Raw genomic sequence first — 22,479 nt, forward strand, 5'->3', positions numbered from 1 at the left:
TGGGCGACTTTACTCTGGCCCGCGCGCGCCGTGATAGGGTGGCGTGGTGACGGAGACTGACCGCCGCTCAGCCCATCGCGCCGCGATCGAGCTGAGCGTAGAGTACAAGCGACTCAACACGTTCTTCGCCGATTACACCCGCAACATCTCGAAGGGCGGGACGTTCATCCGCACGGATCGCCCGCTCGCGATCGGCACCGAGTTCGTGTTCGCCCTCTCGATCCGCAACCTGGCCGAGCCGCTCCGCCTGCGCGGGCGGGTGAAGTGGATCGTGACGCCCGCCGAGGCGACGGAGTCGGCTCCCGCGGGGATGGGCATCGAGTTCCAGTACGCGAGCGACGCGGAGCGCGCCGCGACCGAGTCGGTGGTCGAGCAGCTCATGCTGAGCGAGCTCGGCGAGACGCTCGCGTCCAAGCTGCTCGGCCGCAGGGTCGGCGAGGGCCCACGGTAGCGCCGCAGGCAGAGCGCCGGGGGGTGCGCTCACGCGTCGCCCGTGTACACTGCCCCGCAATGTCGCTGCCGACCCTGCTCCCCCGGCGCCGTCTCGCCCGGGGTCTCGCCGCGCTCACCCTCGCGCTCTCTCCCATCGCCTGCGCGGCCTCTGGCTCGCCGGGGGCGAAGGGGCCGCCAGGCGCCGAGGGCCGCGCCGCGGCGGTCGAGGTCCGCGACGCCGATTTCTCCGGCAGCCTCTACACGATCGTGCGCGACGGCAAGCCGAGCCCGCAGCGCACGGGACTGCTCATCGGCGTCGTCCGCCGGCAGCTCGCGCACGCCGCGGCGCGCTTCCACGCTGGACAGCAGGAGCGGGGCGTCGAGAGCGTCCTCGGCGCGCTCTACCTCGTCCGCCCCGGCGAGGGCCGCGCCGAGATGATCGACGCCGTGGGCGAGCGCGCCCTCTCCGCCGCGATCGAGCGGCTGAGCCCGCGGGGCGACGAGGGCCGGGTGCGCGCGCTGATGGAGCTCCGCGCCGCCGCGCTGCCGAGCGGCAGCCGGGCCCGCGCCGAGGTCGACGAGCACCTCGCCGCGCTCGAGCGGTGGATGAAGGACACGCGCACCGGCGGGCCGCTCGAGCAGCTCGGCATGGAGCAGCGCGCGTCGGTCGCGCGCGCCCTCCTCGACAGCCGCCCCGAGTCGGTTCAGCGCGCCGCCGCCGCCACGGCGGCGTGGATCGACAGGGCGATCGAGTTCAACATCGAGTACCGGCAAGGGGGGCAGCGGCCGGAGCGCGAGGAGGCGGTCGAGGCCGCCCGCGCGCTGGAGTCCGGCGGCGCGAGCATGGCCGCGCTGTTCCTCCGCTACGGGGACGCGAAGGGCGCGATCGAGCAGATCGACCGCACGAGCGCGCGCCGGGTGATCCCGCCCGGCCTGTACGAGCGGCTCAAGGCCGCCGCGACCGGCGACGACGCGGCCTCGTGGCAGGCGCTCGCCGGGGCCTTCGCGCACCACGACACGCAGGAGCGCGACGCCGAGACCGGGATCTCGCAGGATCTGCTCGACGGCGCGATCTGGGGCACGGCCCTCGAGGCGTACCGCCGCGATCCGCTGAGCTACGACAGCGCCACGCTCCTCTCGCAGGTGATGATCCGCCTCGGCATGTCCGAGGCGACGCCGCTCGTGGTCGCCAGCGCGCTCGGCGATCGGCCGAGCCCCGGCGCGCTCGGCTCCGCGCTGGGGCTCGTGCTGAGCGCGCTCTCCGTGGAGGCGTCGAGCGACGACTTCGAGGCCGCCCGGCGCACCTACAACGCCGCGGCGCCGCTGCTCGTGCTCGGCGACCGGGCGGCGCGCGGCGGCGCCGCCCTCGATCCGTCGAGCGCGCGCGTCCGGTCGCTCATGGCGTCGCTCGAGCTGCGCGCCGGCAACCTCGCCGCCGCGCTGCCGCTGTTCCGCGCGGCGACGGCGGCCGAGCCGACCGTCAACGGCCTCACGGTGCTCGCGATGGCCGAGCGGCAGGCGGGCGAGCCCCAGGCCGCGCTGGAGGACGTGCGGCGAGCGCTCGGCGCGCCGGACGCGCGCACCTCGCCGCTCGAGGTGATCCAGGCGCACCTGCTCGCCTTCGAGCTCCACCGCGACGCGGGCACGCAGGATCGGGCCAAGGAGTCGCTCGACGCGGCGCTCACCGCCGCGCTCGACGCCCGGCAGCGCGCGCGGGATCCCGGCGCGAAGGCGCGCGTGGAGCGGCTGCTCGGGCGCATCCTCGACGGCTACGGCGACGAGAAGGGCGCGGTCCGGGCCTTCGAGCGGGCGTTCGCGCTGGTCGCCGCCGAGCCGCCGCAGCTCGGCGCCACCATGCTCGACGCCGTCGGGCGCGCGCTCGTCCGGCGCGACCTCCCCGCGGCGCGGCGCGCGCTGAAGCGCGGCCTCGACGAGAACGTCGGCGAGGAGGATCTCGTCTACGGCGGGCTGTGGGTCCTGCTGCTGGAGCGGACCCTCGGCGTCGCGACCGACGGCACCGCGGGCCGCGCGCTCGAGGGCTCGGTGGGGCGCGCTTCGTGGACGGGGAAGCTCGCCTCGTGGGCGAACGGCCGGATCAGCGACGCAGATCTCGGCAAGCTGGCCCAGAGCGCGGCGCAGCGCGTTGAGGCGCAATTTTATACCGCCATGGCCAGGAAGGCGGCTGGCGACGCCAGCGCGGACGAGCGGCTCCGGGCGGTGTCGAAGAGCCCCGTCATCGACCTGCTCGAGGTGCACCTCGCGCGCGAGATGCTGGCCCCCGAGCTGCGCCTCGACGTGCCGCGCAACGCGAGCCTGCCCTAGCGCCGCGCGTCGCCGATCCCTGACGGGGGACGACAGGTGCGATGTCGTCCCCCGCGCTGGGCGGGTGGCGAGAGGTCGGATGATCAGCGCCGGTGAGCAGCGTCGCGGGGTGCCTGTCCGGGAAAGAAAAGTTCCCACGGCCGCGCGCTCTTGCTCGATGATCGCCTGATGCCCGATGACCGGAACGATCCGCTCGAGAAGCTCGCCGCCGCTCACCGGAGCCTGGAAGAGAACCTGAACGACCTCGCGCGCGCCGCGCGCGCGCTCGGCGATCCGCGGGGGCGCGCCGGCGCGCTCGAAGGGCTCTCCGGCGTCGTCGCCTACTTCGAGCGGTCGATGAACCGGCACCATGAGGACGAGGAGCGATCGCTCTTCCCGCGGCTCGCGGTGCTGGAGGCCATCGCGCCGACGCTCGAGCGCCTCCGGCAGGAGCACAAGGCGCATCAGCGCGCGATCAACGCGCTGCGCGCCGCGATCGAGCGGGACGGCGGCGCCGAGGCGGCCGAGGTGCTCCCCCAGCTCATCGACGAGCTACGCGCGGCGCACCAGCGTCACGTGGCCTGCGAGGAGCAGGAGGTCTTCCCGGCGGCGCGCCGCTTCCTGCAGCCCTCGGCGATGCAGGGGATCATGCACGAGATGGAGACGCGCCGGGGGCGCGGCGCGCAGGGCAACCCCGCCAAGGGGATCAGCGGGCGCCCCTACCGCCCCGGCGGGATGCGCAGGGGCCCGTAGCGGCCGGCGCCGCGCCTCGACGGCGCGGCCGGCGCTAGAGCTGCTCTTCGCGCGCGCGCTCGACCGCCGCGCGCAGGTAGTTCTGGGCGCGCAGCGTGTGCGCCCCGTCAGGGTGCTGTTCCAGGTGGCTGCGGAACGCCTCCGCCGATTGCGCGAATCTCCCCAGCCGATAGAGCGAGATGCCGCGGGCGAGGTGCCGCGGATAGGACGGATCGAGCGCGGCGAGCTCGTCGATCTTCTTCAGGCGGTACTGCTCCTCCGCGCGCTGCGCCTCGGCCGCGCGGAGCGCCGGCGCGGGCGAGCGCGGCGCTGGCTCGCTCGCCTGCTCGAGGTGCGCCGCCGTCTGCTCGGCGGGAGGAGCCGCGAGGTCCTGCGCGCCCCTCGCAGCGCCGACGGGGTGCGAGAGCAGGAACCTGAACAGGGCGCGCTCCTCGTCGAGCGAGATGCCGAAGGGACCTCGCTGCACGCCCACGATCGCGCCCCAGCGCTTCTTGAAGAGCACCCCGAGCACGTTGCCATCCATCGCGACGCGGCGCGCCTCGCCGCGCGGCTTCGCCTCCCCGCGCCTGAGCCACCCGCTGCGGCGGAGCAGCCCGAGGAAGTTGCCGCCGAGCTCGCGGAGCTCGTCGGACTCCTCGCCGGTCGCCTCGAAGCGGCGCACCTCGCGGACGAACGAGCTCATCTGGTAGGCGCGCAGCCGGAGCACCGCCTCGTCTCCTTGAGCGAGCGCGGGGCCCACCGCGTCGAGCACGCGCTTGCGCGCGGCGAGGAGCTCGGCCTCGGTGTGATCCGCGTCGGCGTCCACCACCCCGAACGCGCGGATCGCGGAGCCGAGCTCGCGCACCTCCGCGTCGAGCCCGAGCTGCTCGGCCTCGCGGGCGCGGGTCACGTCCGCATCGCGCGCGCGCGTGAGCGCGCGCGCGTCGGCGAGCGGGAGCGGCAGCTCGGCGGGCTCGACCGCGCGCGGCACCGCGAGGGTCGCCGCGGCGCCCGCGATGAAGACGGCCACGAGCCCCGGCTCCCAGCCCTCGAGGTGCCGCTTCCAGCCGCGGCGCGAGCCCGCGTCGGTGCGCGCGGGTGCGCGATCGCGCGCGCGGATCGATGGAGCCGCGCGCGGCTCCCGGCGCTTGACAGCGACGCTCTCGGCTCGCGACATTGATCGTCTCCTCTGCGCTTCAGAATACCCCACGCGCGCCACGTGAAGCGCCGCGCAGCCGGCCAAGGAGGAATGTGCAAGATCACCGAAAGCACCCGCGCAAGCCCGTCGAGCTCTCGATCGCGTTCCGGATGGGAGATGGTCCGCGCATCGACGGGAGATGCCGCGACATCAGCCTCGGAGGGATGTTCATCGAGACCACCTCGCCGGCTCCCTTCGGGGCGAGCATCGAGGTGCTGCTGTCCCTGTCGGGCCTGAAGCAGCCCGCCGTGATCCCCTCGATCGTGCGGTGGACCACCCCCGAAGGCATGGGGGTGCAGTTCGGGGTCATGGGCGCGCGGGAGACCTACGCGCTCACGCAGCTCCTCGGCTCGCTCTGAGCGCGGCGCGTCGACGAGCGCCGCGCTGCGCGGCCGCGCTCTTCTCCCGGCAGCGATTCCGGGCAGCGCGCCGCGCTCAGTCCTCGATGGTCAGCGGGATCTCGATCTGCCGCGGGCCGCCCTCGAAGCGCCCTCTGTAGAGGCCCTCCGCGCAAGCCTGCAGCGCAGGCCGGAGCGGAGGGTCGAAGCGCACGCCGGCGACGCTGCCGTCGGGGCGCACGGAGATGCGCAGCGTCGACACGATCGACCTGCGGATCAAGGACGAGCTCCCCGCCGTCTCGCGCGCGAAACAGCTGGACAGGGTCGACTGCACGGAGGCGGGCGTGAGCGCGGGCGGAGCGGACGCCGGCTGCGCCTCTGGGACCGGCTCCACGGCGGCCGGCTCCGAGGCGGACGGCGCCGCGGCGATGGGCGCCGGCTCGGCGGGCGGCGACGGGATCGGCGCGGCGACCGGCTCGGCGACCGAGGAGCCGGCGGGCGCGGCGGGCTCCTCTTCGTGCGCGGCGGCCGCCGCGACCGCCGCAGGGCCGCTCGAAGGACGCGCGTCGGCGATCGCGGGTCGGGACGGAGCCGGCGGAGGCGCGGGCGCACGGGACGCGACGGCGGGGGCGCTGTCCTGCTCCGCGGGCCGCTGGAGCAGGCGGGCTTCGCGGCCGCCGTCGAGCGAGAAGGTGCCGCGCGACGGGCCGACGAGGAGGTGCGCGGTGGTCGCGCCGCGGTACGCCGCCGGACCGACGGCGACGGTGCCGTGCTCCACGTCGACCTCCACGCGCCCGTCCAGGCGGGTCACCGTGAACAGCGTGCCGTGCACCGCGACGCGGGTGCCGTCCACCTCGACGGCGAACGCCTCGACGAGCCCCTCCTCGGGCGCGCGCGTCACGACGTCGGCGCGCACCGAGCCCCGCTCGAGCGCGACCACGTGGCCGACCCCCGCCGCCCCGACGGCGCGCACCACGGCGCGGCTGTTCGGCAGGAGCGTCCAGCGCACCGAGCCGACATCGGCGAAGGAGACCGCGTAGGCCGCGGTCTCGACGGAGTCGCCGGGCCGGAGGGCGCGGAAGTCCAGATCGTCGGCCGCGCCGGGGGCCCGCGGGATCTCCGCGAGATCGCGGGCGCGCGGCGGCGCCGACGTCACCGCGACAGGCGGGGCAGAGCGCCCGGCCGCGAGGATGGCGAACGCGATGGCCGCCGCGGCCGCGGCGAACCCGAGCGCGCGGCCGAACGGCGGGCGCTCGCGCGGCGCGGCGCGGCGGACGGGCGCGGGCTTCTCGATCCGCGCGAACAGCTCGCGCTCGATCGCGTCCCAGCGCGGCTCCGGAGGCTCCTCGGCGCGGAGCAGCTGCTCCATGTGCTCGCGTGCTCGTTCGTACTGCTTTGCGCCGCTCACATGTCCTCCGTATCGACAGCCGCTCGATCCGCCGCGGGGAACCCCGCAGCACCGCCCCCCACAGAACCCCGCGCGCGCGTCCCCTCCGCGCCGGCGCCGTCCGCCTTCCCCGCGCCGCCCTCCGCCAGCTCGGCGGCGAGCTGGGCGAGCGCCGGCTCACCGCGCATCATCTCTTCGATCTCGCGGCGCGCATAGAACAGGCGCGTCCGGACCGTCAGGACCGGCGCGCCGACGATCTCCGCGATCTCGGTGGGCGCGATCCCCTCGAGCTCGTGCAGGACGTAGACGACCCGCTTCTTCTCGGGGAGGCGCTCCAGCACCCTTCGGAAGGCGTCGATCCTGCGGGCGCGCGCGGCGTCCTCGTCCGGGAGCATGCCGTGGTCGACCTCGTGATCCGCGCTCGGCTCGCCGGCGAACACCGGCCGGCTGCGCGCCGCGCGCCGCGCCATCAGCACGGCGTTGACCGTCACCCGGTGGAGCCACGTCGTGAACTTCGATTGCCCCCGGAAGTCGCCCAGGCTCCGGTGCACCTGGATGAACACCTCCTGGATCACGTCCTCGGCGTCGGCGTTCGGGCCGAGCATCCTGAAGACGAGCCGCGCGACGTCGCGGCGATAACGGCGGAAGATCTCGGAGAAGGCCGCCGGATCGCCGCTCTGGAACCGGCGGATCCATTCGCCCACGTCGTCGGGCTCGGTCACGGGCGGAAGCCTATCCGCCCGCTCGGCGCTCATGGAGCTCGATGGCAGGGCGGCCACCGCCGGACGGCGCAGGAGGTCGTCGCCCGCGAACACGGCGTCGAGGGCCACCCGGACGGCCTCGGCAGCTTGCCCGGGCAGATCGTCGCTGCGGCCGTCCGGCGCTCCCCCGGCGAACGGAAAGAACGACCGCGAGAGGTGCGCCCACAACGCCCCTGCCTCGATCGCCACGGTATGCACGAAGGCGTCTGGTGCGCCGGGCAGCCGGATCATTCATGCGGCGCCGCGCGAGCGCTCGCCGCCCCGGAGCTAGCCCAGGGCGGCTGTCGCGCCCGGGAACGCACAAAAGTTGTTCCTTGAGGCACATCGGCGCGACCTTCAGCGCATGATCATCATCGCTGTGTCGCTGACCGTGGCCCTCGTCGCCGCCGATCTGCTCGAGCTGGGCTCCCGCCGCCGAGATCGCGTGTAGCGACCGGCCTCGGCTCCGACAGGTAAAAAAATACCCGGCTCGAGCCCGCTCCGGCCTCAGGCCAGCGCGCGCTCGAGCCGGGGATCAGGGAGCTCGAGTGCTGTCCGGACCGTACGGTCGGCTCAGCCCGCGGCCTCGGCGCCCTCGGCCGCAGCGCCGCCCTTCTTCGGCAGGTCGAAGAGCGCCGACAGCGCGACCTTCTCCTGCTTCTTCTGCTCGAGGATCTGGTTGACCGCGCGCAGCAGCCGCGTCTTCGCGGGGCCGCTGATCGCCTTGCCCTGCAGCGCGGCGCTGAGCGTGCGGTCCGTCACCGGACGGCCGCTGCGCGGCTTCTTGGTGCCGGCGGCTTCCTTCTTCTTCGCGGCGTCCTCGCTGCCGCGCGCCAGCCGCTTGGTCAAGCGGATCGCCCGATCCTCGGGCTGCAGCCGCTCAATCTTGACCGACACCGCCAGGATGCGGCGGGGGTCGATCTTCTTTTCCTTCAAGAAATCTTCGATCTTGGTGCCCATCGTCGTCACTTGCCCCGAAAGGGCGGCGACCCTATCACGGGCGCCCCTGCTGTGCATCTGCGACGTTTACCCCCCGCGTCGCCCTGGGGTAGCTTGTCGCGGTGACCATCCTCCCCGAGCTCGACGAGGCCGCTCGCGTCATTCGTCAACAAATTCCGGCGCTTCCAAGCGTCGGCGTGGTGCTGGGATCAGGGCTCGGGGGCTGGGGCGACGAGCTCTCCGATCTCGTCAAGGTGCCCTACGCGGCGATCCCCGGCATGCCGCGGCCCGCGGTCGCGGGGCACGCCGGCTTCCTGTGCGCCGGCCGCGTCGGCGACGTGCCCGTCGCCTGCCTGCAGGGGCGCGCGCACCTCTACGAGGGGCACCCGCTCGCGAAGGTCGTGTTCGGCGTGCGCGTGCTCGCGCGCCTCGGCTGCCGCGCCGTGCTCCTGACCAACGCGGCCGGCGGCATCAACCACGGCTTCGTTGCCGGCGACCTCATGCTGATCCTCGACCACCTGAACCTGATGGGGACGAACCCGCTCGTCGGGCCGAACGACGAGGCGCTCGGCAAGCGCTTCCCCGACATGACCTACGCGCACGATCCCAGGCTGCTCGAGCTCGCGCGGGCGGCGGCGCGCGACACGGGCGTCACCCTGCGCGAGGGGATCTACGCCGGGCTGCTCGGGCCGACGTACGAGACGCCCGCGGAGATCCGGATGCTGCGCACGCTCGGGGCCGACGCGGTCGGGATGAGCACGGTCCCGGAGATCATCGCGCTCAGGCACATGGGCGTGCCGGCCGCGGCCGTCTCGTGCGTCACGAACCTCGCGGCGGGGCTGACGCAGCGGGAGCTCGACCACAGGGAGGTCGAGGAGACCGCCAGGGAGGCGCGCGCGCGGTTCACGGCGCTGCTCTCGGCGTGGGTGCGCCGCGTGGGCGCCGACGTCGCGGCGGGGAGCGCGGCGTCGTGAGCCGCGGCCCGCACGACGCCGGCGACGCGCCCGCCGTGGCCGACGCGGCGCCGGCGATCGACTGGGATGCGCTCGGCCGGGCGGCCCTCGCCGTCCGCGAGCGGGCGCACGCGCCGTACTCGAGCTACCAGGTGGGCGCGGCGATCCTCGTGCGCTCCGGCCGCGTGTTCGCCGGCTGCAACGTCGAGAACGCCTCGTACGGGCTCACGATCTGCGCGGAGCGCTCGGCCCTCGTGCAGATGGTCGCGGCCGGCGAGCGCGATCCGATCGCGCTCACCGTCGCCACGAGCGGGCCCGTGCTCGGCAGCCCGTGCGGCATGTGCCGGCAGACGCTGGCCGAGTTCGCCGTGGATCTCCCGATCCGCCTCATCGCCCCCGGGGACGCGGGCGTGCCGCCGCGGACCACCTCGCTGGCGGCGCTCCTCCCGGAGGCGTTCGGGGCGGCAGCGCTCTCGCGCTGACCGCCCCACGCCCTCCAGGCGGCGCGGTCGGGCTCACTCGATCGACAGCGCCTCGGCCTGCTCGATCTGGGACAGCGCGGCGGCGAGCGCCTCCCGCGCGCGCTCGAGCGAGACGCGGTCGTCGCCCCACTTGGAGCGCGCCTTCTGGAGGCGGGCGCGCTCGACGGCGAGCTGCTCGGTGAGCTGCTCGCCGTGGATCCTCATGGCGTCGCGCTCCTCGGTCCGGTGTGAGAGCTGCGCGCCGAGCTCGCTCTCGCGCTGCTCGGCCTCGGTGAGCCGGCCCTGCATCGCCTCGAGCGCGCGCGCCCGCTCGGCGAGCTCGCCCAGCAGGCGGTCGCGCTCCTCGCCGCGGGCGGTGAGCTCGCTGGCGCGCTGCTCGAGCTGCTGCTCGAGCTCGTGCGCGCGGGCCTCGAGGTGCGCCACCTGGTTGCGCGCCTGCCCGAGCTCGGTCGAGAGCCCGCGGGCGATCTCGTCGAGCTCGTGCCGCTGCGCCGCCCAGGCGGTCTCCCGCTCGGCGAGCTCGGCCTGATGCGCCCCGCGGGCGTCGGCGAGCGCCTGCGCGTGCGCCGCCTCGAGCTGGGTCTGCCGGTCGGCGGCGCGCGCCTCGAGATCGGCCACCCGCGCCGCGTGGGCCTGCTCGGCGGCGCGCGCGGCCTGCTCCCGCTCCTCGATGAGCTCGCGCTCCCGGGCCGCGAGCCGCGACGCGAAGTCCTCCCGCGCGGCCGCGAGCGCCCCCGCGTGCTCCTCCGCCTGGCGCTCGACCGCCCCCGCGTGCTCCGCGGCCTGGCGCTCGATGGCCCGCGCGTGCTCCTCCGCCTGCGCTTCGAGGGCGCGCGCGTGCTCGGTCCGGAGGCCGTCCAGCGCGCCCGCGTGGTCGCGGTCGCGCCGCTCGATCTCCTCCGCGTGCGCGCGCCGGAGCGCCTCGACCGCGGTCGCGTGCTCGCCCCGCAGCGCCTCGATCGCGGCGGCGTGCTCGCCCCGCAGCGCCTCGGTCGCGGCGGCGTGCTCGGCCTGCTGCCGCTCAATCGCGGCGACCTGCTCGGCGCGCACCCCCTGCAGCGCGGCCGCGTGCTCCGCGTGGAGCCGCTCGACCGCGGCGGCGTGCTCGGCCCGCGCCGAGTCCAGCGCGGCGGCGTGCTCCCTGTCGCGCCGCTCCGCCTCGCCGGCGTGCTCGCGCCGGAGCGCCTCGAGGGCGGCCTCCTGCTCGCGCTGCGCCGCCTCGGCCGCCGCGGCGTGCTCGGCCCTCAGCCGGTCCAGCCCCGCGGCGTGCTCGGCCTTCAGGGCGTCCACCGCGGCGGCGTGCTCGGCCCTCAGCCCGTCCGCCGTCGCGGCAGACTCGGCCTTCAGGGCGTCCATCGCCGCGGCGTGCTCGGCCCTCAGCCCGTCCGCCGTCGCGGCAGACTCGGCCCTGAGGCGCTCGATCGCCGCGGCGTGCTCGCCGGCGAGCCTGTCGATGGCCGCCCGGTGGTCGGTCGCCTGCTGCTCGGACCGAGCGGCGTGCTCGGCGTTCAGCCGGTCGATCTCCGCGCGGTGCGCCGCGGCCGCCTCCTCGAGGCGCTCGCGCTCGGCCTGCGTGCGCTCCTCGATCTCGCGCTGCGCCGACGCCTCCGCGGCCGCGATCGCCTGGGACCTCTCCTCCGCCGCGGCGCGGAGCGCCTCCGTGTGCGCCGACTCCGCGGCCATCAGCGCCTGCCGCGCCGCCGACAGCTCCGCGTCGCGCGCGGCGACCTGCGCCTGCAGCTTGTCGGTGCGCGCCTTGAAGTCGTCGGCGCGCTTCGCGGCGAGCTCCTTGTCGGCGCGGAGCGACGCGACCTGCCCGTCGAGGTCCTCGCTCGCGCGCTCGAGCTCCAGGATCTTGTCGATCTGATCGGCCTTCTCGCGCTCGAGGGACAGCGCCTGGTCCCGGAGCTCGAGGAGCTCCTTGTCCTTGCGCGACATCTGATCGCGGAGGCCGAGGATCTCCTTGTCCTTCTTGTTCAGCGCCTCGCGCAGATCGAGGAACTCGCGGCTGGACACGCCGCCGGGCCTGGCGGCGCCGCCGGTCGCGAGCTTCGCCCTGAGCTCGTCGACCTCGCGCCGCAGGCGGGCCGCCTCCTGGCTGCCATCGCTCGTCGAGGAGAGCTCGTTCTCCAGGCGGAGCGAGGTCGCGCGCGCGGCGGCCACCTCCTTGGTGAGGCGGACGTTCTCGTCCTTCGACCGATCCAGCTCGGCGCGCAGGCGCTCGATCTCCCCCGCGTCGACGTCGGAGCGCGGCGGCGATGGCGGCGCCGACGGCGCAGGGGTCAGCCGCCCGGGCTCGGAGACGGGCGCGCGGGACGCGGGCCCGCGCTCGGAGACCGGCGCGCGGTACGCGCCGCGCTCGGAGACCGGCGCGCGGTACGCGGCCCCGCGCTCGGAGACCGGCGCGCGGTAGGCAGCGACCGGCGACGAGCTCACGGGCGGAGGCACCGAGGCGGGCAGGGGCGTCGAGGTGGACACCGGCGTCCGCGTCGACGGCACGACCGAGGACCTGGACTTGGTCCGCTCGTCGTCGGCCCGCTGGTCGTCCTCGTCGCGGATCAGCCGGGTGAAGGCGCCGCCGATGAACTCCTCGATGTCCTCGTCCTGCTTGCGGGGCTCCGCTCGCGCGGCGGTGCCCTGCGGAGGCCTCGGCGGGCTCGGCGGGCTCGACGTCCGGGCGCGCGGATCCTGCGCGGCGGCGGGCGGCGGAGGTGGCGCGGCGGACGGCGGAGGCGGCGCGGCGGACGCCGGCCGCGGCGCGATGGACGGCGGTCGCGGAGGCGGCGCGGCGGACGGGGGCCGTGGAGGCGGCGCGGCGCTCGCGCGCGCGCCGTTCGCGACCACGGTCGCCGTGATGATGGTGGGGTCCCCCGAGTCCTCGTCGATGTCGGCCTCGAGCACCTCGGCCTCGTCGATCATGATCGGATCGGCCTCGGCGTCGTCCCCGTCGAGCGGGACGTAGTTGCGGATGTGCTCGAGGAGCTCGCCGAACGCGATCGGCTTGTGGATGTAGTCCTCCGCGCGGGTCCTGAGCTTCCGGTGCTGCTCGAACGTCTCCTCGCTCGACTCGCTCGACATGATGACGAGCGGGACGTCCTTGAGCTGCGCGTCCTTCTTGAGCTTGTTGCAGACCGAGAAGCCGTTCATGCGCGGCAGCTCGATCGACAACAGGATGAGGTCGGGGCGCTCGGCCGCAGCGACCTGCAGGCCGACGTTGCCGTCGTCGACCACCTGGACGGTGCAACCGAGGCGGCCAAGTTCCGTGCGGAGCTCCCCGGCGAACGCCGGATCGCTCTCAAATACGAGGACTTTCGTCATGTTCCGGGGTGTGCGCGGGTTCGGAGGGGAACCCAAGATATCGGCCCCCGTCGACGAGTGTCAAACACGAGGCTGGACGCGCCGCTCAGGCCGTCCGGCCGCTGACGCGAGGAGCGATGAGGTCCACGTCCGAGGTGCGATACCGGACGATTCAGGTGACTTTTGCCGGGAAGAGGGCAGGCGGCGGCGGACTCGCGCGCTCCCAGATCACCGCTCGGTGAAGTGGCCGGGCGGCTCGTCGCCGAAGCACAGGCCCATCTCACGGGCCGTGACCACCGAGTCCGAGTCGAGCGGCACGGTCTTCGTCTTGCCGGCGACCTCGGCGAGGGGGACGAGCTCGATCCGGTTCGCGCGCAGGGCGACCATGCCGCTCCCGCAGTCCTCGACGAGGAAGCGCGTCGCCGCCGCGCCGAAGCGGAGCGCGAGCAAGCGGTCCGCCGTCGTCGGCCCGCCGCCCCGCTGCAGGTGGCCGAGCACCATGGAGCGCGCCTCCTTGCCGGTGCGGGCCGCGAGCTCCTTCGCCACGCGCTCGGCCACGCCCCCGAGGACGGCCGTGCGGCGGAAGGCGTCGCCCGCGTCCTTGATGGTCAGCTCTCCGCCCTCGGAGTACGCCCCCTCCGCCGCGACCACGATGGAGAAGCGCCGGCCGCGCGACTCCCGGAGGCGGATCTTGTCGGCGATCGCGTCGTACCGGAACGGGATCTCCGGGATCAGGATCGCGTCGGCTCCGCCGGCGATCCCGGCGTTCAGCGCGATCCAGCCCGCGTGCCGCCCCATCACCTCCACCACCATGATCCGCTCGTGCGCCTCGGTCGTTGTGTGGAGCCGATCGAGCGCCTCGGTCGCGATGGAGACGGCCGTGTCGAAGCCGAACGTGATGTCCGTGCAGCAGACGTCGTTGTCGATCGTCTTCGGCACGCCGACCACGAGCGGCAACCCGCGCTGGACGAGCTCGTGCGCGATGCGCATCGAGCCGTCGCCGCCCACCGCGATGAGCGCGTCGAACCCGCGCTCGCGGAAGCGCCGCACGAGGTCGCCGGACCGATCCCGCGGCACGAGGCCGTGCTCGCCCGGCGTCGGGTAGTGGAACGGATCGCCGCGGTTCGCGGTGCCCAGGATGGTGCCGCCGAGGTGCGCGATCCCCCGGACGCGCTCGCGATCGAGCCGGATGAGCCCGTCCGGAGCGTCCTCGAGCAGCCCGCGGTACCCCTGCCGGATACCCCAGACCTCCCAGCCACGCTCGAGCGCGCCGAGCGTGGCCGCGCGGATGACAGCGTTGAGCCCGGGCGCGTCGCCTCCGCCGGTGCTGATAGCGATCTTGCGTGTCGCCATGAGGCGCGCAGCATTGCGAGCCCTCCTCGGCGACGCAATAGACATCTCCTCGCCGTGGCCTCGAAAGGCGCGGAAGCGCGCGGCCCCACGCTGTGCGTCGACGAACAGCGACCCGCGCTGCGCGCTGGACCGGAGCAGCGCAACGCGAGAGCGCGCCGCCGCGAAGCGACCTTCGCACTCGGCCGCACGATGCGCGCGCGTCCTGCGGCCGTGGCCGCCCCGGGGGTGTCTCGCTCCGGAGGGTTGCCGGCGTGACGGTCGCGCGCGCCGCCGCGGGGTATAGGGGCATGCGCTGCGGTCACCCCGTCCGCGCGCCCCTGTATGAACCGCGCCACCCTGATCCGAGGCATCCAGCTCATCGTCACGCTGACGCTCGCGTCGTTCGCGTACGTGCTCTACAGCGAGATCCACGACAAGCAGGCGAGCCTCGCCGCCGGGCTCGCGCACGTGCGGCCGGGCTGGCTGCTCGTCGGCGCCGCGCTGGCGCTGCAAGAGGGCGTGTTCGGCGGGCTCAGGATCTGGGTGCTCGGGCGCGTGCTCTGGCCCGGGCTCCGCGTCCGCACGGCGATCACCTCGGAGTTCGTGCTGATGTTCTGCGCCGGCGTGACCCCCGGGCAGGCCGGCGCGGCGCCCTCGCAGGCCGCGGTGCTCGTGCACGGCGGCATGCGGCTGGTCGACATGGCCACGGCCTCGCTGCTCGCCGCCTCGTGCACGGTCCTGTTCTTCCTGCTCTCCGCCGTGGCCATCTTCGCGCTGCGGCACGGCGGGATGCTGGTCGTGCAAGGGGGCCAGCAGATCGAGTGGCTGCTCCTGTTCACGGTCGTCATGTTCGGCGCCGGGCTGGTCGCGCTGATCGTCGCAGCGGCGTACCCGCCGCTCCTCAAGGCGATCGTCCGCGCGCTCTCGGTGCCGCTCGGAAAGCTCCTGCGCGCCGCCCTGCTGGGCGCCCGGCGCGTGCCCCAGCTGCGGGCCCGCGCCGACGCCGCGCTCGCCGCGCCCGGCAGCACGACCGCGCGCCTGCTGCGGAGCGTGGACGAGTTCCACCACGGCTTCCGCATCTACATGCGCCGGGGCAAGCGCGCCTATGCCGCCGCGCTGCTGCTCACGTTCGGCTTCTTCTACTCGCGGTTCGCGGTCGCCTACTTCATCCTGCTCGGGCTCGGCATCCCGACCTCGCCCTCCACCTTCGTCTCGGTGGGCCCGCCGATCTTCCAGGTGATCCTGGTCCAGACGCTGCTCAACTTCGCGCTCTACATGACCCCGACGCCCGGCGCGAGCGGCGTCGCCGAGCTCGGCTCGAACGCGCTCATGGCGCCCTGGGTGCACGGCGCGTTCGTGGTGCCGTACGTCGTGCTCTGGCGGGTGCTCGCCCTGTTCCTCTGCATGTTCGTCGGCGGCGTCTACGTCTTCCGCTACCTCGGCGCCGACGTGCTCGAGGAGCGCGTGAAGCAGACGGAGGCGGAGAAGCGCGCGCTCGAGGAGGCGGCGCGCGTGGCCGAGGCGGCGCGCGCCGCCGGGGGCGCGGAGGAAGCCGCCGACCGGCGGCGGGGCGTGGGGTGACGCGGGAGCGCCGGCCGCGCGGGGACCGGCGGCGCAGCACGGGGGCGGGATCAGCGGGCGGGGATGGGCACGGCGGCGAACTGGACGACCTTGCCGCGCCGCACCTTGAGGAGCGCGACCGACCCGTCCTTGACCTTGGTGATGGCCGCGCGGAGGCCGGCCACGTCCTTGACCGGGGCGCCGTTCACCTCGAGGATCACGTCGCCCACCTGGATCTCCTGCACGTTGATGCCCGACGCGAACCCGTCGACCCGCACCCCGCCGCCGGCCGCGTCGGAGACCTGGATGCCGAGCTTCTCGGCGCTCTGCTGTCGATCGGGCCGGGCGCCCTGCGTCGGCCGCGGGCGGCTCGTCGCGTCGCCCTCCTCGTCCTGGAGCGCGTCCAGCCTGGCGACGACCTCGTGCCGCTTCTCGGCGCGCACGACGGTCACCTTGATCTCGGAGCCGGGCGCGTTGCGCGCGACGTTGCGCGGCAGCTCCTCGGCGTGGAGGATCGGGACGCCGTTGACCTCGACGATCACGTCGCCCGGCTTGATGCCGGCGCGCGCGGCGGCGCCGCCCGGCTCGAGCTCGGCCACGAGGGCGCCCCGCGGCCCGTCCAGCTTGAGCGCCGCGGCGAGATCGCGCGTGACGGGCTGGAACGCCAGGCCGAGCTTGCCGCGCTCGACGAACCCCTTCTCGCGGAGCTGCGGGAGCACGTACTTCAGCGCGTCGATCGGGATCGCGAAGCCGATGCCGTTGGCGCCCGCGCGGATCGCGGTGTTGATGCCCACGACCTCGCCCCGCCAGTTGAACAGCGGCCCGCCGCTGTTGCCCGGGTTGATCGAGGCGTCGGTCTGGATGAAGTCGTCGTAGGGCCCCGCGCCGATCGCCCGCGCCTTCGCGCTCACGATGCCGAGCGTGACGGTGTGGCCGAGCCCGAACGGGTTGCCGACCGCGAGCACGTGCTCGCCGACCCGGAGCTGCTCGCTCGACCCGAGCGGCGCCACGGGCAAGCCGTTCGCCCCCTTCAGGCGCAGGAGCGCGAGGTCGAGCTTGGGATCGCGGCCGACGACCTCGGCCTCGAACTCCCGCTCGTCGGCGAGCCGGACGCGGACGCCGGACGCCTCGTGAATGACGTGCTCGTTCGTCACCACGTAGCCGCTCGGGTCGATGATGAAGCCGGTGCCGAGCGCGGTCTGCGTGGGCCGAGGAGCGCCGCGCGGGGCGCCGCGGCCGCCCTGGGGGCCGAAGAAAAACTCGAAAGGATCGAGCCCCTCGCGGCCCGCGGACTCATGGGTCGTCGTGATGTTGACGACCATGGGCCTGACCCGGTCGGACAGCGCGGCGACGTCGAAGGTGGCCGGCACCGGCGATGGCGCCGGCGGGAGCGTGACGGTCGACACGGGCGGCGCCGCGTCGGGCGGCGCGGCGGCCGCGGCCTGGGTGGAGGGAGGCGTGGCGTGAGCCTGTTGACCGCACCCGCCGAGCGAGAGCGCCGCCATCGAGAGCAGCGCGAGGACCGAAGCGCGGGAGCGAAAGGAAACCGCTTGAATCATGGAATCTCCGTCGGGCATTCGAAGGGGTCCCGTCCTGCGTCGGCGAACAGGGGACGCACGGCGTTCATTCCGCCGCAGAAATAACGTCAACCCGCCCTCTGACAAGGGCGAGCGGCGCCGCGCGCCGGCGCGGCAGGCGCTGCGCGACCGGGCGGTAGACGTCGCACGCCGCGCGCCGGCCCGCCGTCCATGGCGGCGCCACCGACGGCGACGGCGCCCGTCGAGATTTGAGCCGCAAGCTCGGCAGGGCTGCTAGGGTGCGCGCTCCTGGAGGCGAGCGATGCAGAGCGACGAGGGCCGATTGCGAGAACGCAAGATCGGGTTTCTTGGCGGTGGGAACATGGCAGAGGCGCTCATCCGAGGCCTGCTCCAGGGGGGCGCCGTGGGCGCGGGGCAGATCCGGGCGAGCGATCTCAAGAGCCAGCGGCTCGCGTTTCTCCACGAGCGCTACGGCATCGAGACCACCGAGGACAACGACGCGCTCTGCCGGTGGGCCGACGTCCTGGTCATCGCCGTCAAGCCGCAGATCGTCGATCGCATCCTCGCCCCGATCTCGGCGGGGCTCGGCGGCAACGACGTGGTCATCTCGGTCGCGGCCGGCGTGCCGATCGACGCCATCGAGGCCCGCCTGCCGGACGGCGCGCGCGTCATCCGCAGCATGCCCAACACCGCCGCCATCGCGCTCGCCGGCGCCACGGCGATCGCCGCCGGGAGCCACGCGACGAGCGACGACGTCGAGATCGCGCGGACCCTGTTCCAGGCGGTCGGCCGCGTGGTCGTGCTCGACGAGTCGCTGCTCGACGCGGTGACCGGCCTGTCGGGCAGCGGCCCCGCCTACGTCATGCTGATGATCGAGGCGCTCGCCGACGGCGGCGTGAAGGTCGGCCTCGGCCGGGACGCCGCGCTGCTGCTCGCCGCGCAGACGGTGTACGGCGCCGCCAAGCTCCAGCTCGAGACCGGCGAGCACCCCGGCCGCCTGAAGGACATGGTGACGAGCCCCGGCGGCACCGCGATCGCCGGCCTCCACACGCTGGAGGCGGGCGGCCTCCGGCGCACGCTCATCGACGCGGTCGAGGCCGCGTCCAATCGCTCCGCCGAGCTGGGCGCCCAGATGGCGCAGAAGCTCCGCCGTAGCTGACGCGAAGAGCGCAGCACGCCAGAGGCGCGCCCTCGCCGGGCGTCGAGGACCGCGCTGTCGGATCCGGGGGCGCAGTCTGCGCCGCGACCAGGTGGCATGAGCCGACCGGGGCGTGGCACGACGTCGGTAGTCGGCCTGACGCGGAGAGAAGGAGTCTCCCTCCGCTGTGATGGTGAGTTCCCGGAGCAGCGCCTCTATCTTGCTCTCTGGTTTCTCCTCACTTCCCAACGTCGTGACGAGGCTTGACCTGGAGAGCTGATGGTCTGAGACTCCATCACATGCAGACATCACGATTTCTCTTTGCAGGCATATTGACGGTTGTTGGCTCCCTCGTCGCGCTCCCTGGCTGTGGTGATGACGACGACGGTGGCACCAGCGGCACCGGAACCACCACGACCTCCGGCACGGGTACCGGCGGCGCTGGCGGCGGGACCGGCGGCGGCGGTGAAGGCGGCAATGGCGGTGAAGGGGGCGGCGGAGACGAGGGCGGCGGCGGCGGCGCGCCGGACGTGAGCTGTGCTTCCTACTGTGAGCTCGTCATGGCGAACTGTACCGACGATCTCGCTCAGTACGGCAGCCAGGCGTCGTGTGAGGCCTACTGCGCCGACCTCCCCGAGGGCGCCGCGGGGGACACGACGGGCAACTCCCTTGCCTGCCGCGCCTACCATGCTGGAGAGGCCGCGACGAACGCCACGACCCATTGCATCCACGCGGGCCCGGGCGGCGGCGAGGTCTGCGGCTCGCCGGTCGAGTCGTTCTGTCTGGTCGCGCCCGAGGCGTGTCCCGACGTGTTCGCGGATACGGCGGCTTGCGAGGCGGAGGCCGCCAATTTCGACGCAGACCCGCTCTACGCGGGTCCGGACAGCACGGGCAACACGCTTGCCTGCCGCCTGTACCATCTCACCGAGGCCGCAGCCAACGCGGAGACGCACTGCCCGCACATCGGGGAGGGCTCCCCGGTCTGCATGTGATCGCGGCGCGGGACACGTGAGAAGCGCGGCTCCCGCGCCGCGCTTCCTGCGTGCTCCGCCCGTCCTCGCTCCTCTCTCGCTGTCCTCTCGCGCTCCCGCATCGCCCGTGACGCAAAGCTCGGAGGAGCGCTGCTTCACGGCGACTGCGCCGGGCGCCAGCGCGAGCGCCGTCGTGGACGATACCGAAGACCGCTCGGGAGCTGAATCAGGGTCTCTCCCTTCGTGACGCGCTCGGCGCGTGACCGGGCGAATTGCCACAGATGTCACAGAACGCCACGAGAGAAGGCGACCGATCCAGCGCAATGAAGCCGGCGCGGCCCGCGAGATGGCTCCACCTGGCCGCCGTCTCCGCGGGCCCGGCGTCGCGCCCCCTGGCGCCGCTCGCCGCCGGGCCTCCCAGCGGCGCGAGCGACGCCAGCGCCGCGCGGAGGTGTTGGCGATCGGCCGGCGCTTCGCTATGTTCGCCGCGTCGCAGCGGGACAGGCGATCGCCGGCGGCCGGGGAAACCCGGGCGCGGGAGGAAAGTCCGAGCTCCGCAGGGCAGGGTGCCGGGTAACGCCCGGTGAGAGCGATCTCGAGGAAAGTGCCACAGAGAACAGACCGCCGCGCCGCGCGCCTCGCGAGGGCGAGGAGCCCCCTGCCCGCAAGGGCAGCGCTCCGAGCCGCCGCCGGCTCGCCGCGCGGCAAGGGTGAAACGGCGGGGTAAGAGCCCACCGCGCCCTTGGCAACAAGGGCGGCACGGCAAACCCCACCTGGAGCAAGGCCGCGTAGGGAGGCGTCCACGACGGCGACAGCCGTCGCGGCGAGGGCTGCCCGCCCCAGGCCTCCGGGTTGGCTGCTTGAGGCGCGCGGCGACGCGCGTCCTAGAGGAATGATCGCCGGCGCGAGGGGGGCGACCCCCCGCGCAACAGAACTCGGCTTACGTCCCCTGCGACCACGGAGCCCCGCCCCGGCGGGGCTCCGTGCTTTTGTGCTCGACCACCGCTCACGTGTGGCAAGGCGCTACGCCGCCAGCGGCTGGAGCCGATCGCGCAGCTTCTTCTTGGCGCGCGCCTCGAGCTGCCGAGCCCGCTCGCGCGATACGCCCAGGCGACGCCCGATCTCGGCGAGCGAGAGCTCTTCCTCTGGGTCCGCCATCATCCGGGTCTCCACGATGTACCGCTCGCGCGGGTCGAGGTTCTCCACCGCCTGCGTGAGCCGCTCGCGGAGCAGCGCCCCCTCCTCCGCGCGGGAGAAGCGCTCCTCCTGGTCCTGGTCGTCCGCCGGCAGGGTGTCGACCAGCGACCGGGCGCCGTCCTCGAACACCTTGGTGTCGAGCGAGACGTCCCGGGCTTCCAGCCGGTGCGCCATCTCCAGCACCTTCTCCGCGGGCGCGCCGAACTTCTCGGCCAGGAGGCGATCGCCCTCTTCCCCCTCGCCGACGAGGCCGGCGATGCGCGCCCGCTCCCGGCGCAGCCGGAAGAACATCTTCGAGCGGAGCGGGCCCGAGCCCACGCCCACCAGGCTCCAGGAGTGGATGACGTGGTTCAGGATGTACGCCCGGATCCAGTAGGCCGCGTAGGTCACGAAGCGATTTCCGCGATCGGGGTCGTACTTGCGGATCGCATGGACGATCCCGAAGTTCCCCTCGGCGATGAGGTCGGAGAGCGGGATTCCGTAACGCCGGTAGCTGATCGCGATCGAGACAACATGCCTCAGGTTCGCGAGCGCGAGCGCGGCCGCGGCCTGCTCGTCGCCGTGGTCCCGCCACCGTCGAGCGAGCTCGACCTCTTCCTCGCGCGACAGCTCCGGGATCTGCCGAACATGCGTGATGTAGCGCGATACCGCGCTGGCCTGATCTCGGGACGTTTGCACAGGGTTTCCTTCGAGGTCCGACGACCCCGGTTCGATTGATGAGGCCGGCCTGCGCCGGACCTCGACTCCTGCTCTCGAGGCCGGCTTGCGACGGACCTCGATCGCGTTGATCGTTCCGCCGGCACTTGCCGACGGCGCGGTTGGTTCGAGATTCAGAAGGGAGCAGCCCACCAAGGCTGCGATGCAGTTGGCATGCCGCCCCGGGCGGGCAGCTTGTACACCGTGGCTGGGAACCCTTGGCGCACGGCGGCTCCGGCTCGCCCGCGCGAGCACGGAGGCAAAGAGGATGCGCTAGAGAGCCGGGAAGGTCGGGATGCTCCGGGCGGAAGCGCTCAGGCTGCCCGTGTGCATCTCACGTCGCCCGCTCCGGCGAGGGCCGAAGCGAGCCAGGACGGAAGCGAGGTTCCGGGGGAGGAGCGAGCCGGATCAGACGGAGAACGACGAGCCGCAACCGCAGGTGCTCTTCACCGACGGGTTGCTGAACTTGAAGCCCGAGCCGTGGAGGCCTTCCACGTAGTCGATCTCGGTGCCGTCCAGGTACTGGAAGCTCAACGGGTCGATGTAGAGCTTGATTCCACGGTCCTCGAACTCCTCGTCGAACTCGGTGGGCTTGTCCTCGAAGTAGAGGTCGTACGAGAAGCCCGCGCATCCGCCGCCCACGACGCGCAAGCGCAACCCCTGCCCCAGCAGCTCCTCCGCGGTCGCGATCTCCATCACCTTCTCGGCTGCCTTCTCTGTGATCGTGATCATCCTGAATCTCCTCTGCGTGCTGTGTCCGGCGGGGGACGGCGGGTTCTTTCCCGAAGGGCGCTCGCCCCGCGGGTCGAAGGTCGACCCTGCGTGAGCCCGGCCGGCCGTGCCCTGGGGTGGGGTGCTCAGGGCTAGCCAAAGATACGCACCTTCAGCGATATCCGCCAGTGCCTCAGCCGCAGCGGCGTACGGCGAGGCCCGGATCGGTCGTCCGGCTCGGCGGGGGCCCTGGTCGGGCGCGGCCAGGCCGCCGGTCCGGCGCGACGACGCCGCTCGATCCGCTCGCCCCCCTTCAGCAGCCGCGGTCGCCTGCCCGCAGCCGGCGCTTGACGCCCGGGAGGAGGGCCGCCAGTCTTCCATCCGATAATCCGGATTGGAAGATATCCATTGCTTGATCTCAGCACCACGACCAGCTCCTCCGACTGCTGGCGACCCGACCCGCGTCCGGCTGCTGGCGCTGCTCGGCCGCGTGCTCGACGTGGCCTCCGGCGACGGGGCGCTGGCCGAGCTGAGGCC

18 protein-coding genes and 1 other RNA gene are annotated in these 22,479 nt (G+C 73.8%); 10 read left to right on the forward strand and 9 right to left on the reverse strand.

The genetic code is table 11. The features are described from left to right. Positions 1-46 precede the first annotated feature (46 nt). From WME96_RS31260 to WME96_RS31270, 3 genes are all read left to right on the forward strand, one after another. Complete coding sequence (locus WME96_RS31260) at positions 47-451, forward strand: PilZ domain-containing protein (protein ID WP_433927852.1); 405 nt, start codon at positions 47-49, stop codon at positions 449-451. 59 nt (positions 452-510) lie between these two features. After that, positions 511-2,754, forward strand: a complete 2,244-nt coding sequence (locus WME96_RS31265; RefSeq protein ID WP_437285246.1) for a hypothetical protein — start codon at positions 511-513, stop codon at positions 2,752-2,754. A gap of 168 nt (positions 2,755-2,922) precedes the next feature. Further along, positions 2,923-3,486, forward strand: coding sequence for a hemerythrin domain-containing protein (locus tag WME96_RS31270; RefSeq protein ID WP_437285247.1), 564 nt, complete (start codon positions 2,923-2,925; stop codon positions 3,484-3,486). Between the two features lie 34 nt (positions 3,487-3,520). Here the strand turns inward: WME96_RS31270 and WME96_RS31275 are convergent, their stop codons facing one another. After that, on the reverse strand, positions 3,521-4,642 hold the full coding sequence (locus WME96_RS31275; protein WP_437285248.1) for a hypothetical protein: 1,122 nt from the start codon (positions 4,640-4,642) through the stop codon (positions 3,521-3,523). A gap of 74 nt (positions 4,643-4,716) precedes the next feature. On the opposite strand from WME96_RS31275, the gene WME96_RS31280 reads away from it, so the two are divergent. Continuing rightward, on the forward strand, positions 4,717-5,022 hold the full coding sequence (locus WME96_RS31280) for a PilZ domain-containing protein (RefSeq protein WP_437285249.1): 306 nt from the start codon (positions 4,717-4,719) through the stop codon (positions 5,020-5,022). Positions 5,023-5,098: 76 nt separating this feature from the next. On the opposite strand, the gene WME96_RS31285 is transcribed toward WME96_RS31280, so the two are convergent. The 3 genes from WME96_RS31285 to WME96_RS31295 form a co-directional block, all read right to left on the reverse strand. After that, positions 5,099-6,409 (reverse strand): FecR domain-containing protein, encoded by a 1,311-nt coding sequence (locus WME96_RS31285; RefSeq protein WP_437285250.1) that lies wholly within the window; start codon positions 6,407-6,409, stop codon positions 5,099-5,101. Next, positions 6,406-7,380 carry an RNA polymerase sigma factor gene (locus WME96_RS31290; protein ID WP_437285251.1) on the reverse strand — a complete coding sequence of 325 codons (975 nt, stop codon included), beginning with the start codon at positions 7,378-7,380 and terminating at the stop codon, positions 6,406-6,408. Before WME96_RS31290 ends, WME96_RS31285 begins: the two co-directional genes overlap by 4 nt. A 321-nt stretch (positions 7,381-7,701) precedes the next feature. Then, positions 7,702-8,088, reverse strand: coding sequence for a hypothetical protein (locus tag WME96_RS31295; protein ID WP_437285252.1), 387 nt, complete (start codon positions 8,086-8,088; stop codon positions 7,702-7,704). A gap of 101 nt (positions 8,089-8,189) precedes the next feature. Between WME96_RS31295 and WME96_RS31300 the strand changes: the two genes are divergently transcribed. Next, positions 8,190-9,041: a purine-nucleoside phosphorylase gene (locus WME96_RS31300; protein WP_437285253.1), complete on the forward strand. Its 852-nt coding sequence runs from the start codon at positions 8,190-8,192 to the stop codon at positions 9,039-9,041. Further along, positions 9,038-9,502 carry a cytidine deaminase gene (locus tag WME96_RS31305; protein ID WP_437285254.1) on the forward strand — a complete coding sequence of 155 codons (465 nt, stop codon included), beginning with the start codon at positions 9,038-9,040 and terminating at the stop codon, positions 9,500-9,502. The genes WME96_RS31300 and WME96_RS31305 overlap by 4 nt, the downstream gene beginning before the upstream one ends. 33 nt (positions 9,503-9,535) lie before the next feature. Here the strand turns inward: WME96_RS31305 and WME96_RS31310 are convergent, their stop codons facing one another. Further along, entirely contained in the window at positions 9,536-12,820 is a 3,285-nt protein-coding gene (locus WME96_RS31310; protein ID WP_437285255.1) for a response regulator, read from the reverse strand. 207 nt (positions 12,821-13,027) lie between these two features. After that, entirely contained in the window at positions 13,028-14,152 is a 1,125-nt protein-coding gene (locus tag WME96_RS31315; protein ID WP_437285256.1) for a 6-phosphofructokinase, read from the reverse strand. Positions 14,153-14,473: 321 nt separating this feature from the next. On the opposite strand from WME96_RS31315, the gene WME96_RS31320 reads away from it, so the two are divergent. Further along, positions 14,474-15,712: a lysylphosphatidylglycerol synthase transmembrane domain-containing protein gene (locus tag WME96_RS31320; RefSeq protein ID WP_437285257.1), complete on the forward strand. Its 1,239-nt coding sequence runs from the start codon at positions 14,474-14,476 to the stop codon at positions 15,710-15,712. A gap of 50 nt (positions 15,713-15,762) precedes the next feature. On the opposite strand, the gene WME96_RS31325 is transcribed toward WME96_RS31320, so the two are convergent. After that, complete coding sequence (locus WME96_RS31325) at positions 15,763-17,250, reverse strand: Do family serine endopeptidase (RefSeq protein WP_437285258.1); 1,488 nt, start codon at positions 17,248-17,250, stop codon at positions 15,763-15,765. Between the two features lie 280 nt (positions 17,251-17,530). Between WME96_RS31325 and proC the strand changes: the two genes are divergently transcribed. From proC to rnpB, 3 genes are all read left to right on the forward strand, one after another. Further along, positions 17,531-18,388, forward strand: coding sequence for a pyrroline-5-carboxylate reductase (gene proC / locus WME96_RS31330; RefSeq protein WP_437285259.1), 858 nt, complete (start codon positions 17,531-17,533; stop codon positions 18,386-18,388). A gap of 311 nt (positions 18,389-18,699) precedes the next feature. Continuing rightward, a complete protein-coding gene (locus WME96_RS31335) occupies positions 18,700-19,359 on the forward strand; it encodes a hypothetical protein (protein ID WP_437285260.1) in 660 nt (219 codons plus the stop codon). A gap of 471 nt (positions 19,360-19,830) precedes the next feature. Then, positions 19,831-20,295, forward strand: an RNA gene (gene rnpB, locus WME96_RS31340) — RNase P RNA component class A. Positions 20,296-20,361: 66 nt separating this feature from the next. Here the strand turns inward: rnpB and WME96_RS31345 are convergent. Both WME96_RS31345 and erpA read right to left on the reverse strand, forming a co-directional pair. Next, entirely contained in the window at positions 20,362-21,213 is an 852-nt protein-coding gene (locus tag WME96_RS31345) for a sigma-70 family RNA polymerase sigma factor (RefSeq protein WP_061609350.1), read from the reverse strand. A 426-nt stretch (positions 21,214-21,639) separates the two neighbouring features. Next, entirely contained in the window at positions 21,640-21,963 is a 324-nt protein-coding gene (gene erpA, locus WME96_RS31350) for an iron-sulfur cluster insertion protein ErpA (RefSeq protein ID WP_061620261.1), read from the reverse strand. Between the last annotated feature and the right edge of the window lie 516 nt (positions 21,964-22,479).

Origin of the sequence: Sorangium sp. So ce406 (assembly GCF_051474675.1) — a bacterium.
Lineage (GTDB): Bacteria > Myxococcota_A > Polyangia > Polyangiales > Polyangiaceae > Sorangium > Sorangium cellulosum_G.

Coding starts and splice junctions, on each gene's coding strand:
- WME96_RS31265 (WP_437285246.1), top strand. CDS start 511: ATGTCGCTGCCGACCCTGCTCCCCCGGCGCCGTCTCGCCCGGGGTCTC.
- WME96_RS31270 (WP_437285247.1), top strand. CDS start 2,923: ATGCCCGATGACCGGAACGATCCGCTCGAGAAGCTCGCCGCCGCTCAC.
- WME96_RS31275 (WP_437285248.1), bottom strand. CDS start 4,642: ATGTCGCGAGCCGAGAGCGTCGCTGTCAAGCGCCGGGAGCCGCGCGCG.
- WME96_RS31290 (WP_437285251.1), bottom strand. CDS start 7,380: ATGATCCGGCTGCCCGGCGCACCAGACGCCTTCGTGCATACCGTGGCG.
- WME96_RS31295 (WP_437285252.1), bottom strand. CDS start 8,088: ATGGGCACCAAGATCGAAGATTTCTTGAAGGAAAAGAAGATCGACCCC.
- WME96_RS31310 (WP_437285255.1), bottom strand. CDS start 12,820: ATGACGAAAGTCCTCGTATTTGAGAGCGATCCGGCGTTCGCCGGGGAG.
- WME96_RS31315 (WP_437285256.1), bottom strand. CDS start 14,152: ATGGCGACACGCAAGATCGCTATCAGCACCGGCGGAGGCGACGCGCCC.
- WME96_RS31320 (WP_437285257.1), top strand. CDS start 14,474: ATGAACCGCGCCACCCTGATCCGAGGCATCCAGCTCATCGTCACGCTG.
- WME96_RS31325 (WP_437285258.1), bottom strand. CDS start 17,250: ATGATTCAAGCGGTTTCCTTTCGCTCCCGCGCTTCGGTCCTCGCGCTG.
- proC (WP_437285259.1), top strand. CDS start 17,531: ATGCAGAGCGACGAGGGCCGATTGCGAGAACGCAAGATCGGGTTTCTT.
- erpA (WP_061620261.1), bottom strand. CDS start 21,963: ATGATCACGATCACAGAGAAGGCAGCCGAGAAGGTGATGGAGATCGCG.